Genomic DNA, 16,138 nt, shown 5'->3' with positions numbered 1-16,138 from the left:
TCTCACTCTCTGATTAGCCATCGGCCGCATTTAGCGCGACAATAGGCGGCATGAGTGACCAGCCAAGCCTCACAGAGATGATCGATGCCATCATCAAGACCTTCATCGTCGCCCATGCAGACGATACCGATGCCCACCTTGCCCAGGCGCTTGTCTATAACGCCGGCCGCCTGGCCTGGCGCCTGCGTGAGCAGGGCGTAGAAGTATCCCAAAAGACCGACCGTTCGGACGTTGTCACGGACGCTGACTTCGCTGCCGAGCGCTTCGTCGCCGGCGTCCTCGAAGCCCTGCGCGGCGAGGACGGCATCGTGGGCGAAGAAGGCGCCAACCGTGAGTCGAAGTCCGGCCGCACCTGGGTCATCGATCCCGTCGACGGCACCTACAACTTTGCCTCCGGTTTCGACTACTGGTGCTCCGCACTTGCGCTTTCCGACGCCAACGGGGTCATCCTCGGCGCCGTCCACCGCCCCGCCATGGGCTACACCTGGTTTGGCGGCCGTGACTTCCCCGCCACCTTGGACAGCAAGGAGGTCACCCCACTGGTCGATGCTCCCGCAGAAGACCTGTGCCTGTCGACCTACCTCCACCCTTCCTGCATCACCGATCCCAAGATTTCCGCAGCGTGGGAGAAGGTGGCCCCACACTTCGCCACCGTGCGCATGCTCGGCGCTGGGTCTGTGGATCTTTCCTCCGTGGCCGATGGCACGTGGGGTGCATGGATGCAGCACTCTGTGAAGGACTGGGATTGGTACCCAGGCCAAGCGCTGGTCATCGCGGCCGGCGGCGCGGCGCGCAAGGTTGAAGCCGGCGGTGTGGAATGGTGTATCGCGGGTAATAAACAGGTAGTCGATCAGATGGAGGAATGGCTCCGTGGGTAAGTACAAAGAAGACCTCGGCTTAGCCTTGGAAATGGCGGGCCATGCGGATGCCGTCACCATGCACCGTTTTGAGGCTGCTGACCTATCCGTGAAGGACAAGCCGGACATGACTCCGGTTTCGGATGCGGACTTAGCCTGCGAAAAGGCCATCCGTGATGCGCTCAAGCGTTCCCGCCCGCGCGATGAAGTCTTAGGCGAAGAGTTCGGCGGCGAAGCCTGCTATGAGGGCCGCCAGTGGGTCATCGATCCTATCGACGGAACCAAGAACTTCGTGCGTGGCGTCCCTGTCTGGGCCACGCTTATCGCTCTTCTGGAAGACGGCGAACCCGTCGTCTCCGTCATCTCCGCTCCTGCTTTGCGACGTCGCTGGTACGCCGCCAAGGGCGGCGGCGCCTACCGCGTTTTCGGCGGCGAGCCGAAACGTCTGCGCGTCTCCGAAGTGTCCAATCTCGAGGATGCTTCCTTGGCCATGAGCTCCCTGGCCGGGTGGGGGCTTCACCGCGACACCTTCATTTCCCTGACCGACAAGGTCTGGCGCCTGCGCGGCTACGGTGACTTCTGGAACTACTGCCTCGTGGCCGAAGGTGCGGTCGACATCGCTGCCGAGCCTGAGGTTTCCCTCTGGGATCTAGCTGCTCCGGCTCTCCTTGTCACCGAGGCCGGCGGCCGCTTCACCAACGTTCGCGGCGAGGACGGACCCCACGGCGGCTCGGCACTGGTCACCAACGGCACTCTGCACAAGGCTGCCCTCTCTGCCCTGTCCTAACGCCGCGCGGCGCCCCAACGCCACACGCCGGCTTCGCTCCCCTGCGAGCCGCGCCGCGTAGGTCACTTCGATGGTCACTTCGATCAAATATGGCCCCAGATCTTTAAAGATCTGGGGCCATATTTGTTAGAAACGTACTTCTAGTTCTCCGGAATCGTGAAGCCGGAACCCACGCCTTCGCGGCGGTTCAGATCCGCGATGATGGCATCGGTGTTAGAGACGACCGTCGGGTTGTGCAGTGCTCCCTGCCATGGAGTACGGCAGGACGGCAGGCCCGGGAACAGTCCACGGGAGACCGAGCCAACGATGCGACCGTCACGGAAAACCGGTGCGCCGGAATCACCCACCATGGCGCAGACCTGGTTCACGGAGATCTCCTTGCCGTGCTGGAACGTCATACCGCAGGTGGTACCAGTGGCGACGCCACGCTTGCAGGCAACCTCACCTGGCTGTGCCGCGCCGCCGACACCGTAGGCGGTCACGCCGTTGTAGCTGCGGGTTACCTCAGCCTTGGAACCAAACTCAATAACCGAGTAGTCCAGGTAGGTGTTCTTAGTCACCAGGGTGCCGGTAGGGCCAACCTGCCAGGAGTCCGCCGACGACACAGGATCACCCACGTTGCCGCAGTGGCCAGCGGTGATGCCAACCTTGCGGCCTTGGGCATCGGTACCTGCTGCAGTCAGCGTGCACATCGTGTCCTCGCTGATATACAGCGGGGTGCCCGGGCCGTAGAGGGACTTACCCTCGGTCATCGCAGTGTTGGATTCCTCGGGTATCTGTGGTGCATCGTAGAAGGACCCCGGCACGCGGTGCAGCACGTAATCTGCCTGCGGCTTGCCTGCAGCTAGTTTGGAGAACGAGTCGTTCTTCCACACGTAGTTCGGATCCGTGCCCTTCGGCACGAATTCCGGCTGCGTAGCCTCCTGCAGCAGCCCAATCGGCTCCGGGTTGGTCAGCGGGTCGCCCGTGATGGCGTCAGCACCGGTGTAGGCAGGAGCCTCCGGGAAAGCCGGCACCTGCGCTTGGTCCGCAACCTGGCGTGCTACTGGAGAGTTCGCCGCGGACGCCGCTGCGGCGGAAGCGTCTTGTGCTGCTTGAGCGGCGGCGCCGTTGACGGCGGTATCGATGGCGTCGGTAAGCTCGGCGTCCACCGGCTTGGTCTCAATACCCACAGACGCCAAATCCGCTCGCACCTGGTCCACGATGCCCGCCGAATCTAGCTCCGGGATGGTGGGAAGTTCCTGGGCGCCGGCCGCCGGGTTGCCCAGGAAAAACGCACCTGCGAAAGCCGAGCCCACAAGGACTTTCTTAAGGTGCGGGATTCTTCGCATTACGCAATTCCTCTTTCACTTCTTCTCGTATTGGTCTATAAGACCTACCCATGATGGCACGCCCACTGTGGCGTGTGTTTCAACCGCGTGGGACTGTGTCCAACCCGTTACATTACTGACAGCTTTCGGGTGCCCCCTCTTTTCTTTCACCACAGTCCCCTACCCCCGCCCAGACCTACAATGGAGGTATGTCTGAGAACCCCACCTCGCCATCATCAGCTGCAGACATTTCGGAAATTGTCGCCATTGTCCTGCGTGATACTCACGGCCGAGTTCTTGTCATTCGCGCTACGTCCACCCCAGAATTCGTCCTGCCTTTCGGCTCCATTGACAGCACCCTCAATCCCGCCCGCGCGGCCCAGCTCATCGCCCACGAAGCCATACGCGCGGTGGTCGATATGTCCAAGCTGCGCCGGCTTGCCACCTATATCTCCCCAGCCGCCAACGACGCCCCACAAACTATCCACGCGCACGTGTATGTCTACGAAGAAGAAATCTCTGTTGCGCACCCCGACAAAGAGATTGCCGAGCTAGCATGGGTCGATCCCGCCGCTCCGGACGTCGATATCGCCCCATTACTCAAGGAGAGAGTATTCCCCGCCTTACAGGATCTCTAACCTCCTAAACCCTAGACTCCACCCCATGACTACGCAGCGACTACTCCCCGTTCTCGCCGCCGGTTCCCTTGCCCTCGTGTTGACCGGCTGCAGCAGCGATGACAGCACGGACGCCACGCTTTCCGACGTCTCCCCCTCCCCCGTTTCCCCCTCCCCGAGCCCCGAAAGCCACGCCACTCCGCAGGCTTCCGATGACACTGATGCCGTGTCCACACCGCTTGCGTCAGCAGACAGTCCAGCCTCGGATGCTTCGTCGTCTAAGGCGACGCAGGAGGACACAGCTGAAACAGTTCCAGCCAGCACCGAGGACGGCGCCTGCGCTACAGCGCAGCTCGACATCAGCCTCAACAATGAGCAGGGCGCAGCCGGTTCACGCTTGGCTGATATCGTCTTCACCAACACCTCCAACGCTCCGTGCACTCTCACCGGATTTCCCGGTGTGTCCGCAGTGACCAATGACGATGGCACGCAACTAGGCGCAGCTGCTGAGCGCGAAACCAGCCTCCCCAGTGCGACAGTAACCCTAGAACCCGGCAAATCTGCCCGTGCGGGCCTCAAGATGACCGTCGTCGACGTGATAGATCCCGCCACCTGCCAACCACAGCCCGCCGATGGTCTCCGCGTGTACCCACCAGGCGAAACCGCCAGTGCCTTCATCCGCATCGAAGGCCTCCAGGGCTGCGCTGGCGAGGCGAACTACCTCTCCGTCCAACCCGTCACCGCCACTTAAGATCCTAAGTGCTTCGTCCCTCAAAATGAGGCCTCGTATATTCCATTACGCAGGCCTACAATCGCGGCCATGGAATCGAAGACGCTGACGTCACTGGTATTTGGAAATGTTGTGCTGGAATCGCAGATGACGAAGACGATTATCGTCGTCTACGCCGACGACATGAGGTCGTGGTACTTCCGGCCGAGCCCGTATACAGAGCTCAAGGTGCCCCTCGATGAGCTGCGGGGGCAGCTCAGTAGGCAGCGCGCCGAACTTATCGCTGAACGGATCTTTGATGGCGTCAAGGTAGAACTCGAAGAAAGCTACCCCGGAGGTGTCGTCCACGCGCAGGAGCAACTGTGCGACTGGCTTCTGGGCCACGAACCAACCGCCTAAACACCATCAGGCCCCTTCGGGAGTCACCTTGGGTTCAATACGCCCTGTCGGACCGTATGCCAGTCGGCGATGCGCCCACTCGAATGGGCCGGGTTTGCCCCAAGCCTCAAGCAGAGCGGCAAGAAGCAGAGTGAGAGCAAAGACCAGCAGACCGATTCCAAGCTTGCCGCTGACCGAAGCATCCCCACCTAGCCCGAAGCCAGCTGGGGTAACCAGAATGATGAAGACGACCGACTGCGCAATGTAGCCCGACATCGAGCGCTTGCCCAGCGCCACGAAAGCATAGGCCCACCTGGGAACACGGTTGTTGAGTTTCTCCGTGAGTAGTGCCAATACAGCAAGAATGCCCGGACCAGTGAGAAAGCCGAAGGCTTGGTTCAGCATGAGGAAGACCGGTTCCAGTTCGGATGGCACGACACCAGCAGCCGCAAGACCCCACGGCAGCCCAATAAAGACGATGATCGCGCCTGCAATGACAACCCAAGTCACCAAGGTTCGGCGGTGCGCAGAAACGCTGGCAAGCACGCCCTCCTGTGCCCAGATGTACCCGATGAGGAAAACGCCGACCAGCGACACAAACATCAAGGGGATCAGTCCCAAAGCAGCGACCTCACCGCGCACGTTGCGGACGAAGAAGTCACCGAAGGTGACAAGCTCCCTGGTCATCGGTCGCGAGCCGGGCAGAAGATTGATGTAACCAAAGTAGGCAGCCACCGCACCCGAACCGGTGAAAACCGCATAGCCGCCGAAGAACCAGTAGGCGATGCGCCGCAGCGTACGTATCGAGAGTGTGAAGCACCAGACCATTGCAACGGCCATGAGGCCATAGACCAGCATGATGTCTTGATTGAATAGCAGGAAGCCATGTGCCAGACCAAACACTGCCAGCAAGCCGTAGCGGCGGATGAGCACGCGTCGAGATTCCTTATGGGTGTAGCCTTTGCGCTGCAGGCTGGCAACAATGAGACCAATGCCGAATCCCAACAGCATGCAAAACATGGGCAGGCCACGCACGCGCACAAACATGCCGGTGAACACTGCAGCCACGATGTCCAAGGTGCTATCAGGGCGCACACCGCCCAAGGTGGAGCTAGGCCCCAAGGACCAATCGTTCACAATCCAACTCTGCACAGCGTTCGCCATGGCAATCCCCAACAACGCCGTGCCGCGCGCTAAGTCGGGAACGATGAGGCGTTGTCGTTTGTCCTGCATACACCCTATTTTACTCTTCTCAAGCATCATCTAAGGGCGGTTTGACTAGGCTAAGCCCCATGTCTGAGCAACTGTCCTACTCCTCCACCGAGGGCTTCCCGCAGCTGCACATGTCCCGCGTCATTGATGCTGATTTCGAGGCCGCGTCCAGCAGGCTCTTTCGCTGGGGACTGCAGCGCAGCGGCCTCTTCCGCGTGCGCGCTACTCATGACGTCGTGGAGGAAGGCGCAGAGGTCAGCCTTGGGTTGGGGCCGTGGGAGTTTCGCTGCCGAGTGGTGAATGTATTCCGCGAGGAGGGGCGCTGCGGTTTTACCTACGGCACCCTCCCCGGCCACATCGAGCGCGGCGAAGAAACCTTCACACTAGAGCGCCTGCGGGATGGGCGCACGCTGCTGCTTGTCGATGCCTCCTCCCAGCCCGCCCGCCTTACCTTCCTACGCCCGCTGCTCGATATTCCCCGGCGCGCATTGATCCGGTGCTTCTATCTGCGGGCGTTGGACGGTTAACAGTGGGGGCCACTCCCCTCGCGAGCCGCTGTCGACAGCAAGGCCCCCGCGCATAATGTAGCTTGACTCACATGAATACAGCGCCTCGCTTCTCGTCGTCATCACGATTCACCGCGTTACTTGGCTTCCTAGCCGCCATCGCCATTGCCATTGTGGCTGGGATCTTTCCAGTAGCCGCTGCCGACGACAAGACAGTAGAATCCCCCAGCCCATCCACGTCGAATGCTCCGTCTGGCTCCAGCACTATGGCCCCCACCATGGTGGTCTTCGATTCCTCCGGTTCCATGATCACCAACGACGCCGGCGGCCAGACCCGCATCGATGCTGCCAAAGAGGCCGCCCGAACCTTCATTAGTGAAGCCGGCGACGATGCCCCGCTGGGCCTTGTCACCTACGGCGGCAATACCGGCGAGGCGCCCGAGGATGAGGCGGCCGGTTGTCAAGACATCACCGTGGTAACACCACCCGAGGCAGGCAACACTGAGAAGATGATTGCCCACATGGACGGCTTGCAACCCCGCGGCTTTACCCCCATCGGTGAGTCCCTGCGAAAAGCCGCGGCCGAACTGCCAAAGGAAGGCCAGCGCAGCATCATCTTGGTCTCCGACGGCGTGGCCACCTGTACCCCGCCACCAGTGTGTGACGTAGCCAAGGAGCTTAAGGAACAAGGTATCGATCTCGTCATTAACACGGTGGGCTTCAACGTTGAGCCCGAGGCTCAACAGGAACTGCAGTGCATTGCCGACGCCACCGGCGGCACCTACGCCGATGCTTCCGACGCCGATAGCTTGGCCAAAGAACTACGCCGCGCCGCCCCGCGCGCTTACAACGCCTACGAGTCAGACTTGGAGGAGATCGAAGGCGGCGAAACCGAAGGTTCCCCGGCCAAGGTAGACCGTGACGTAGAGGCCTTTTCCACCACTCTTCGCCCTAAAGAAGGCTCACAGTCTCGGGATGAATCCGCTCACTATTTCTCAACGCCACTGGCCGAAGGGGAGCACGTAGTCATCAGCGCCACCACCGCGCAGGAACCAAGCATCAACAACTTCCGCCGTGGTGAGTATCTCCACATTGCAATAGACACCCAAGAACTGTCTTGTGAGCTCGACGCAGTTAATTCCACCGACTCCTCTGTGAACCAGTATCAGACTGCGACGTTATACAGCGTTGCAGGTGGTGAGAACGGCTGTCCCACCGAAGACCTGGTCTTCAGCATTAATCGCTCCGGCGACTGGAAGCAGGATGAAGAGCTCAGTACAGAAGTAACCATCACTCGCTTCGGCAAACCCGACCTGCAGGGTCAACCCGACGCAGCCGAAGACAAGACTGAAGCAGGTCCCGTTGCAGCCTCCGGAGAGCCCACTGAGGTTACTCCCGGTACGTGGTTCACCGATGCCAGCGAGCTTTCTCCGAAGCAACCCGTACGAGCACAGATCGTCCCCGGTGAAACTCACTTTTATCGAATCCCTGTCGAGCACGGCCAGCAACTTGCGGGCAAGGTATCCATGGTTGAGGAGGCAGAAGATTTCGAGCACTCCGGAGCTGGTGATGGACTTGTTCTGACTGCCTATAACGACGCGCGCAGTGAGATTCGCATGGAAGGATACCGTGCGACCGTCCAGAAAGACAGCAGCCAAGACTTCAGTTATCCAGCGCCGATCCTCTTTGCCAACCGTTATGGTGGCTCTAGCAACGAAGGTTCTGGGTGGCCGGACAATGTTCGTGTATGGAAAGGCGGCGAGCAATATATCGCCGTCAACTATGAACAATTCCTCAGCGACCAAGAAATCGACGAAAACACCCAACTGCCGGTGCTGACCTATGACCTCGTGGTGGACGCCTTCGGCGATCCCGTCCCGGAACCAACCTTTGCTCCTGTCAAGGTTGAAACTGAGAAACCTTCGGAGGCACCAAAGCCAACTGCCCAGGACAACTCCAATAACCAGGCGCAAGCCAAGGACAACTCTTCGTTCTTCTCTGCTATCCCGCTTCCCTTGATTGGCGGGCTGGGGTTGCTAGTCCTGCTTGGCCTCATCATTGCACTAGTGCTTGTCATCAGGAGCCTCAACCGCTAGCCACGTTCTGTGATGTCTAGCGACTTTTTGGACACGGAGTCCAGGATGTTTTTGGACGGGATGTCTAGTGGCTTTTTGGACGTTTGCGGCGGTGGAATAGCCGAATGGCTATTCCATTGCATAAGCGTAGAAAGGTCGCAGATTTCGATCCCGTTCGTGACGGCAAGACGGTCACACAGTTTTGCAAAGAATTAGGAATCTCGCGGCAGACGTACCACAACATCAAAAGCCGGTTAGCGCAGAAGGGTCGCGCAGGTATTGTGCCTGATTCGACTGCCCCGAAGAATCCGATTAAGAAATTTAACGAGGCCGATAAAATCGCAGTCGTCCACGCCAGGCAGGAGTTGATGGAGCAAGGCTTGGATTATGGGCCTTGGTCGATCTACTACTTCTTGTTTGACACTGTAGGCCCAGATTCCACACCGTCGCGTTCTACAATCGCCTCGTGGCTTCATGAGCTGGGATTTGTTGATGCCAATGCCCGCAAACGCCCCCGCAGCTCCTATAAGCGCTTCGCCCGTGATCTCGTCGGTGAACTCTGGCAAATCGATGGACTGGTCTACCGCCTCTTTGACCATGCCCACACACATGTCACGATTTACCAGATTATCGATGATGCCAGCAGATTCGATGTCGGAACCACAGCGTTCGCTCTGCCAGAAAACGGTACTGATGCGCGCGCCGTACTGGCTGCAGCGTTCGCCGCCTACGGCAAACCTCAAGAAATCCTTTCCGACAATGGCGATGCGTTCGCCACCTATCACCGTGGTTTTCTCTCTGCTACTGAAACTTGGCTCGCTAGCCAAGGTGTACTTGCTATTGCTGGTTTCGCCCCGACAACCCAGGGAAAAGACGAACGCTCTCACCGCACGTTGACCCAGTTCCTCGATGCACGCCACCCAGTCAGCCTTGCTGAGGTCAACACATATCTGGCTGAATATCGCCAGGTATACAACGAACGACGACGGCACCAATCACTGCTGGTCGGCAAAATGCACATCACACCACGCCAGGCCTTCGATACCTTCCCCAAGGCACCATCGCCTCAGCATCCACTCGATCCCGAGCAGGTCTGGGCCCGCGTAGTCGCTTATAACCAAGCGCACAATCCACAAGCTGTATCCGAAATGCTAAACGGCCCCGCGGAAGCGGCAACTTCACACGAGGCCTGCACCGATGACATGGCAGCTTTGCAAGGCATACCTCCCACCGATACCCCCACACTAACGGCGCCGACGACAAATTCAACAAACCATTGGGGTATCCCAGACCAGCTCTGCGTAAGCAAAGACGGCGTTGTACGCGTGTGCGGCTTCGGTCTCTACATTGGTCTGAGGTTTAAAAACCGCAGACTCTACTCCACAGTCACAGCCGAAAACGTTGCGGAGTTCTACACGGCCCATGACGGTGAATTCCTCTTCAGCGTGCCACTGCCGATCACGTTGAGCCACAGACCACCAGGTGGCCAGATCAACATCAACCTCGTTGAAGGAATGAAACACCGCCAACCACCGCGGATGAACCCGAAACTATCCAAACCCCGGCCGAAACGCAGGCCACAACCATAAACCGCTAGAAGTGTCCAAGACCTCCATGGATTCCGTGTCCAAAAAGACACCGGACTCCATGTCCAAAAACCCGGGCCTGACCCCCGGAAAGTAGACACGTCGGGGGTTAGCTATGCTGCTTGGGTCAGTGTAGCTGATGTGAGTGCTTCGAAGTCATCGGGGGCTAGAAGGTTGCACCAGGAGTGCCGTCTGCGCGTGTTGTAGCGCATGCACCATCGAAAGACTTCTTGGCGGCAGATGACGGGATTGTCAAAGACTTTTCGATCACGCAGAACTTCACGCTTTAAGGCGGCATTAAAGGATTCTGCCAGGGCATTATCAGCACTTGTACCCACCGCGCCCATGGATTGGCGTACACCAAGCTGGGCGCAGTGGTCCCTAAAGGCTTGTGAGGTGTACACACTGCCATGATCAGAATGGAAAATTGCCCCTTTAAGGCTTCCGCGAACCTTGCTGGCATGGGACAAAGCTTCGATAACCAGCGATACCCGCATGTGATCGGCGAGTGCATGTCCGACAAGTTTGCGCGAGTAGACGTCGATGACCGTGGCAAGGTACATGTTCTTGCCGCCCTTACACGGCAGGTACGTAATATCGCCTACATAGACTTGGTTCGGCCTGTCAGCTGTGAATCTGCGGCCTACTAGATCTGGCATGACTCGGTGACCAGGCTTACGCCTAGTAGTGACACATCGACGTTGTTTACTAAAGCCTTTCAGCCCCATGGATTTCATGATGCGTGCGACCTTCTTGTGATTGATCGGAGGAAAGTCCGTATCGTCGTTGAGGCTTGCAGCGATGCGTTTAGCACCATAAAGCCCGTGCTCATCATCGAAGATGGTCTTGATTTGTGCGCCAATAAGAGCATCAGAACACGTCTTTAACCTGCGTTTTTCGCGGGTTTGCACCCATTTGTAGAACGAGGAGCGATTGAGCTTTAACACGTGGCACATCCGCTTGACCGAGTATTCGGTTCGGTGGTCATAGACAAACTGGAAGCGGAGTACCAGCGTGTCTCTTTAAGCAAAATACTTCGCGGCCTTGCGCAGGATGTCGCGTTCTTCGCGCAGCTTTGCGTTTTCTTTTTCTAGCTGGCGGATTCGTTCAGAATCAGTCGTCGCCTGTGCCTTGTCGCGCATGCTTTTTGTGCGGGCACGCTTGCCGGTGCCGTACTGCTTAAGCCAGGAATAAAGTGAGGAACGATTGACTCCAAGCTCTGCTGAAGCCGCGTGAAGTGAGAGGTCCTCATTGTTTTCGTAGAGGGCCACAGCATCACGTTTGAACTGTTCGGAGTACCTAGGCATGGTGGTAGATTACCTTTCTTCCCAACCCAACAGGGCTGGATATCAGGTGTCTACCAAACAGGGGTCAGGTCCCCCTATGGACATAACACCGCTAGCCACGTTCACGACGATCGTCGTTCACGGTAGATAGTGCCCCGAATCTGCAAAGAATTCGGGGCTTATTTACGGTGACGGTGAGGGTTTAGCGCTCGGGTCTGCATGAGCTGAGCGGAGGGCAACCACCCCGGTCGACTCTAAGAATCAAAGCCGCCCTCAGGGGTCCATGTCTTTGTCACGGCCAAGGCCACCGAAGCGTCGGGGTCTTCGACGTCAGAGACGCGATAATAGTTCATGTCAACTCGTCCCGGGAACAGGTTGGCAACGGCATAGCCATGAGAGTCGTAATCCAAGTGCTTGACCCACGGGTTGGCGCTCTTAATGGCATCCTCAATAAGCAGGGACGTGGAATTGTCTTCTGTATGGTAGATGCCAGTGTAAGTGGTGAGGATTTCGTCGATGTTCGGCGCCGAAATCGACGTGGTCACCATCTCACACGCCACGCGGTTCTCACCGCGATAGATGTCGTTGGCCCATTCAGAGTGAATGTCACCGGTGATAAACAAAGAATTTCCCTCACGCGCCTCAAGGGCTTCGAGAAGGCGGTCCCTATCCGCGGTGTAGCCATCCCACTGGTCAGAGTTGACAGCGAAACCTGAGGTATTTCCCTTGACGAAGCGCAGGCCCTCGTTCGCTGCGTCGTTGCCCGGAAAAGTCATGATGCGCATCGGGGCCATCATCACGGAGTTGCCCATCACCATCCACGTCGCGTCCGACATCGAGATGGTGTCGCGCAGCCACTGCAGCTGTTCATCGCCCACAATGGTTCGGTTCGGATCGCCAAAGTTGGCGGAGGTGGTCTCTTGGTCACGGTAGGTACGAAGGTCCATCATGGTGAGTTCCATCAGGGATCCGAAGCGCAGATTGCGGTAGAGTTTTCCACCCTCGCTCAGCTGCTTCTGGCGCAGCGGCATCCATTCGTAGTAGGCCTGCAGCGCATCGTTCCAACGCCTTGTCCATTCACCTTCCACAAACCCCGGGGTATGGTTTTCCGCTCCCTCGCGCCACGAGTTATTGGCGGTCTCATGGTCATCCCACACCACGACCCACGGTGCTGCTGCATGCGCTGCTTGGAGGTGCGCATCCGTGCGGTAACGGCCATAGCGGATGCGGTAATCCTCGAGAGTGACGATTTCCCACACTGGGTGGTGCGGGCGGGCAACTCCGCTCTTACCAGCATATTCACCGGTGGGGTACTCGTAGATGTAGTCACCGAGGAAGACCACGAAGTCGATCTCTCCTGAGCGGCCGCGCTCCGCCATGTCCTTGTAAGCATTAAAGAATCCGGACTCGTAGTTAGCGCAGGATGCCACAGCGAAGGTAAGACTTTCCACCTCAGCATCAACCGCCGGAGCAGTCTTCGTTCGGCCAACCGGGGACACTGCTCCTTCGTGCGGGCCGGATGCTACTCGGAAGCGGTAGAAGTACTCGGTATCAGGGGCGAGCCCAAAAGGATCGACATGGACGGTGTGATCGTGATCAACGGACGCAGTGACCCTGCCTTGAGCTACCACGGAGTTCATGGACTCGTCGGTCGCGATTTCCCAGTCGACATCGACGTCCTCACCCATTCCGGACCCCGGCAGGCAATCTCTGTCCGGGGTGACGCGTGTCCACAGCACCACTGACGTGGGTAGAGGATCACCCGAAGCGACGCCATGGAGGAACGGGAGTTGTGCGTCGGAATCCTGGTTGTAGGTATCCAGCGGTGCGGTTCCTGTTTCGGTGCGTTGCGCTGCGGCAGAAGCTAGGCCAAATCCAGCAGCTGCGGTGGTAGCGCTGGCGGCACCCCAGCGCAGTGCTGTACGACGATTGATGCGAGACGGAATTGAAGAATTAGCTAAGAAATTGCTCGAGTGTGACGGCCCGTTCGTGGACCCGAATTCGTGGGACATGAAGCTTAACCTAAGCCCAACAAAAAGGTGCCTTCAACACGTACAAACCCGTTGAGACCCCCATTGTAGGGGACTTTCTCTAGATTTTTATTCCGATTAACCAAGGATTCATCTGCGCGTGTTTCTGTATGGAAGTCATATTCGACTCTCCGTTTTCTCGGCGGAGAGCCCTACCGACGGACAGCCCCCCTTAAGATTTCTCACACAAAGGCATAACAAGACAATAATGAAACTTTTCCGTTTTTCTCCGGCATCAGCAGGCGTAGCCGTCGTCACTGCAGCCGCGCTCACGTTCACCGCACAAATTGGCGTGCCGTTCGAAGCTTCAGCACAGACTGATCCGACGTTCCGCATGGTGCTCCAGCCAGGCAGCGATGAGAGCTCTGTGATCGTGTCCTGGCGCACCAAGGGCCCAGCCGATAAGGAAGTTCTCGAAATCACCGGGCCGGAGGGCACGCAGACCTTCGATGCCCAGGAAAAGGATGCCGGTGCCGTGGCGTATGTCTCCAACAACGCCACCGCGACCGGACTAAAAGAAAATACCGAGTACACGTACCGTGTTGGTTCGGATGAAGGCGGTTGGTCTGCGGAAGAAACCTTCAACACCGGTAGCTTCGGGGAAGACTGGCGCTTCATCACCGTTGCCGACGCCCAGATCGGCGTCGATACAGATATAAAGGGGCAGACGGATCAGTGGAACACCACCATCAAGAATGCCACTGCAGACTACCCAGACGCCAACATGATTTGGTCCTTGGGCGATCAGGTCGAAGGCTGGGGATCCACCGTGGCGCAGTATGACGGCTTTTTCTCTGCACCTGCCATCCGCAACTACCCTACAAATGCGATTCCAGGCAACCACGAGACCTACCCGTCAGACTTGGCGATGAAGCACTACGACGAGCACTTCATCAACCCGAATCAGGATTCAGATCTGCGCAACTTCTACTTCGAGCGCAACAACGTCCTATTCATCGGTTTGGACACTAACGCCCATAGCGAAGCTGAGATTGATCGCCACGCGGAGTTTCTACGTAAGACCATTGAGAACCGTGGCGCCTTTAACGACTGGGTCATCGTAGGCATGCACCACTCCTTCTTCTCCCAGGGAACCCACTACACGGATACTGACGTCACCGCCCTCCGCGAAAAACTAGCTCCCGTAATGTCAGATCTGGATGTGGATGTTGTCCTCAGCGGCCATGACCACATCTACACCCGAACCCACCTCATGGACGGCCTTACCCCAGTTGAAACCCCGGGCAAGCGTGGCGATGTCCTCGACCCCAACGACGGCGAGGTCCTTTACATCACCACCAGCTCCGCCGGTGGCGGTAAGTTCTATGATTTCCAGGGCGAAGACGGCAAAAAGTACCCCAATGCCCGCATGGAGAACATGGATCCAGCGCTAGTGCACGATTCCACTGCGTTCTGGCGCCAGGACTACGACGAGGACTACATGGTCGTCGATGTGACCGGTGAGACCCTCACCTTCCGCACCTACAACGCCAACAATCCGTATCTGGTGGATAAGGTCACCATCAACAACAATGACCGCGCTATCCCTGAACCTCGTGAAGAGGAGCCCACCACTCCAACACCTGCCACGACCACTGAGGTCGTCACGACTGTGGTCCCTACGACCATCACCACCACCGAAACCAAAGAGGTTCCCACCACGGTAACCACTACTCTCCCCGCAGAGAAGACGACCAAAGTCATCACGACGACGGTCCCGACCACCGAAGTAAAGACAGAAACCAAGGACGTGCCCACGACGATCACGTCCACTGTGAAGGAGCCTGCACCGGCCGAGGTCGAGACCAAAGTAGTTCCCACCACAGTCACGTCCACTGTGAAAGAACCAGGAACAACCAAGGTAGAGACCACAGTCGTTCCCACTACCGTCACTTCCACTGTTAAGGGAGACGGTGGAACCAAGGTGATTACCAAGGAGGTTCCAACGACGCTTACCTCCACGGTCGTGGTCCCCGGTGGCACACGGACCGAGACCAAGGTAGTGCCCACCACGATTACCTCTACTGTGGCTGGTAAGCCGCAGGAACCGTCCGAGCAGCAACCACGCCCCTCTGAGGAACCGTCTAAGGAGCGGGTGTCTTGCGAGGAGATTTCCTCGGGGTCGTCGGGAAGCTCGGCGCACTCTTCTGAGAGCTCCTCGGACGAGGATTGCATGTCTTCGCGCGGCGGCGTAATTGGATTCCTGCTCGGTGCAATCAGTGCACTAGTCGTCGCCGGCGGCGCGGCTGCCCTGGCCCCGAACAGCCCACTTCGCGATAACATTCAGCACATGCTCAACTCGATTTTCGGGATCTACATCAGACTGTTCTAATCACCCCCTAGACAACGGTGGTGCCTTGCTGAAATGTCCCTTAAGCCTAGCCGCGCCCACGACGATCGTCGTTCACGGTAGATAGTGCCTCAAATCTGCAAAGATTTCGGGGCTTATTTACGGTGACGGTAAGGCCTAGCGCTCGAGTCGGCCGCTGTCGGGCCGAGCGGTCCGAGGCCGGCAAAACGAGAAGACCCACCAGCCAAAGGGACTGGTGGGTCTCGGAAGTTGGTAGCGGGGGCTGGATTCGAACCAACGACCTCTGGGTTATGAGCCCAGCGAGCTACCGAGCTGCTCCACCCCGCGTCGAGATGCACTTCCGAACATCAAGCGCTCTGCGCACTAGCGTTAGCCCTGTGCGCTGGCGACTCATGTAACTATACAGACACCATGGCGCCTACCCAAATCCCCTGGGCAGGCGCCATCTTACGC

12 protein-coding genes, 1 tRNA gene and 1 pseudogene are annotated in these 16,138 nt (G+C 58.2%); 9 read left to right on the top strand and 5 right to left on the bottom strand.

Features of this window, described 5'->3' with window-relative positions; translation table 11 throughout:
- Positions 1-50 precede the first annotated feature (50 nt).
- Together I6J26_RS09620 and hisN are read left to right on the top strand one after the other, a co-directional pair.
- A complete protein-coding gene (locus tag I6J26_RS09620; RefSeq protein WP_115021409.1) occupies positions 51-878 on the top strand; it encodes an inositol monophosphatase family protein in 828 nt (275 codons plus the stop codon).
- On the top strand, positions 871-1,644 hold the full coding sequence (hisN, locus tag I6J26_RS09615; RefSeq protein WP_010189103.1) for a histidinol-phosphatase: 774 nt from the start codon (positions 871-873) through the stop codon (positions 1,642-1,644). Before I6J26_RS09620 ends, hisN begins: the two co-directional genes overlap by 8 nt.
- A gap of 140 nt (positions 1,645-1,784) precedes the next feature.
- On the opposite strand, the gene I6J26_RS09610 is transcribed toward hisN, so the two are convergent.
- Complete coding sequence (locus tag I6J26_RS09610) at positions 1,785-2,975, bottom strand: S1 family peptidase (protein ID WP_115021408.1); 1,191 nt, start codon at positions 2,973-2,975, stop codon at positions 1,785-1,787.
- A 188-nt stretch (positions 2,976-3,163) separates the two neighbouring features.
- Here I6J26_RS09610 and I6J26_RS09605 point away from each other — a divergent pair, with 188 nt between their 5' ends.
- The 3 genes from I6J26_RS09605 to I6J26_RS09595 all read left to right on the top strand — a co-directional run bounded on the left by I6J26_RS09605 (position 3,164) and on the right by I6J26_RS09595 (position 4,700).
- Positions 3,164-3,592 (top strand): NUDIX domain-containing protein, encoded by a 429-nt coding sequence (locus I6J26_RS09605; RefSeq protein ID WP_039674290.1) that lies wholly within the window; start codon positions 3,164-3,166, stop codon positions 3,590-3,592.
- A 25-nt stretch (positions 3,593-3,617) separates the two neighbouring features.
- Entirely contained in the window at positions 3,618-4,322 is a 705-nt protein-coding gene (locus tag I6J26_RS09600; RefSeq protein WP_115021407.1) for a DUF4232 domain-containing protein, read from the top strand.
- 69 nt (positions 4,323-4,391) lie between these two features.
- Positions 4,392-4,700: a hypothetical protein gene (locus tag I6J26_RS09595; protein WP_115021406.1), complete on the top strand. Its 309-nt coding sequence runs from the start codon at positions 4,392-4,394 to the stop codon at positions 4,698-4,700.
- 6 nt (positions 4,701-4,706) lie between these two features.
- Here the strand turns inward: I6J26_RS09595 and I6J26_RS09590 are convergent, their stop codons facing one another.
- On the bottom strand, positions 4,707-5,912 hold the full coding sequence (locus I6J26_RS09590; protein ID WP_239121760.1) for a DUF418 domain-containing protein: 1,206 nt from the start codon (positions 5,910-5,912) through the stop codon (positions 4,707-4,709).
- Between the two features lie 59 nt (positions 5,913-5,971).
- Between I6J26_RS09590 and I6J26_RS09585 the strand changes: the two genes are divergently transcribed.
- The 3 genes from I6J26_RS09585 to I6J26_RS09575 all read left to right on the top strand — a co-directional run bounded on the left by I6J26_RS09585 (position 5,972) and on the right by I6J26_RS09575 (position 10,061).
- Complete coding sequence (locus I6J26_RS09585) at positions 5,972-6,418, top strand: DUF1990 domain-containing protein (protein ID WP_115021404.1); 447 nt, start codon at positions 5,972-5,974, stop codon at positions 6,416-6,418.
- Between the two features lie 71 nt (positions 6,419-6,489).
- Entirely contained in the window at positions 6,490-8,493 is a 2,004-nt protein-coding gene (locus tag I6J26_RS09580) for a vWA domain-containing protein (RefSeq protein ID WP_239121759.1), read from the top strand.
- Between the two features lie 104 nt (positions 8,494-8,597).
- Positions 8,598-10,061: an integrase core domain-containing protein gene (locus I6J26_RS09575; RefSeq protein WP_115021402.1), complete on the top strand. Its 1,464-nt coding sequence runs from the start codon at positions 8,598-8,600 to the stop codon at positions 10,059-10,061.
- A 110-nt stretch (positions 10,062-10,171) separates the two neighbouring features.
- Here I6J26_RS09575 and I6J26_RS09570 read toward each other — a convergent pair.
- A pseudogene (locus tag I6J26_RS09570) lies at positions 10,172-11,365 on the bottom strand (IS3 family transposase).
- A 233-nt stretch (positions 11,366-11,598) separates the two neighbouring features.
- On the bottom strand, positions 11,599-13,356 hold the full coding sequence (locus tag I6J26_RS09565; protein WP_115021401.1) for an alkaline phosphatase D family protein: 1,758 nt from the start codon (positions 13,354-13,356) through the stop codon (positions 11,599-11,601).
- Positions 13,357-13,582: 226 nt separating this feature from the next.
- On the opposite strand from I6J26_RS09565, the gene I6J26_RS09560 reads away from it, so the two are divergent.
- The gene (locus tag I6J26_RS09560; protein WP_115021400.1) at positions 13,583-15,706 is read left to right on the top strand and encodes a purple acid phosphatase family protein; all 2,124 of its coding nucleotides are present in this window, start codon (positions 13,583-13,585) and stop codon (positions 15,704-15,706) included.
- A gap of 229 nt (positions 15,707-15,935) precedes the next feature.
- Here the strand turns inward: I6J26_RS09560 and I6J26_RS09555 are convergent.
- Positions 15,936-16,012 (bottom strand) — tRNA-Met (locus I6J26_RS09555).
- Between the last annotated feature and the right edge of the window lie 126 nt (positions 16,013-16,138).

Source organism: Corynebacterium minutissimum (assembly GCF_016889765.1).
GTDB classification, from domain to species: Bacteria; Actinomycetota; Actinomycetes; order Mycobacteriales; family Mycobacteriaceae; genus Corynebacterium; species Corynebacterium minutissimum_B.
This window is presented reverse-complemented; position numbering and strand designations above follow the sequence as displayed.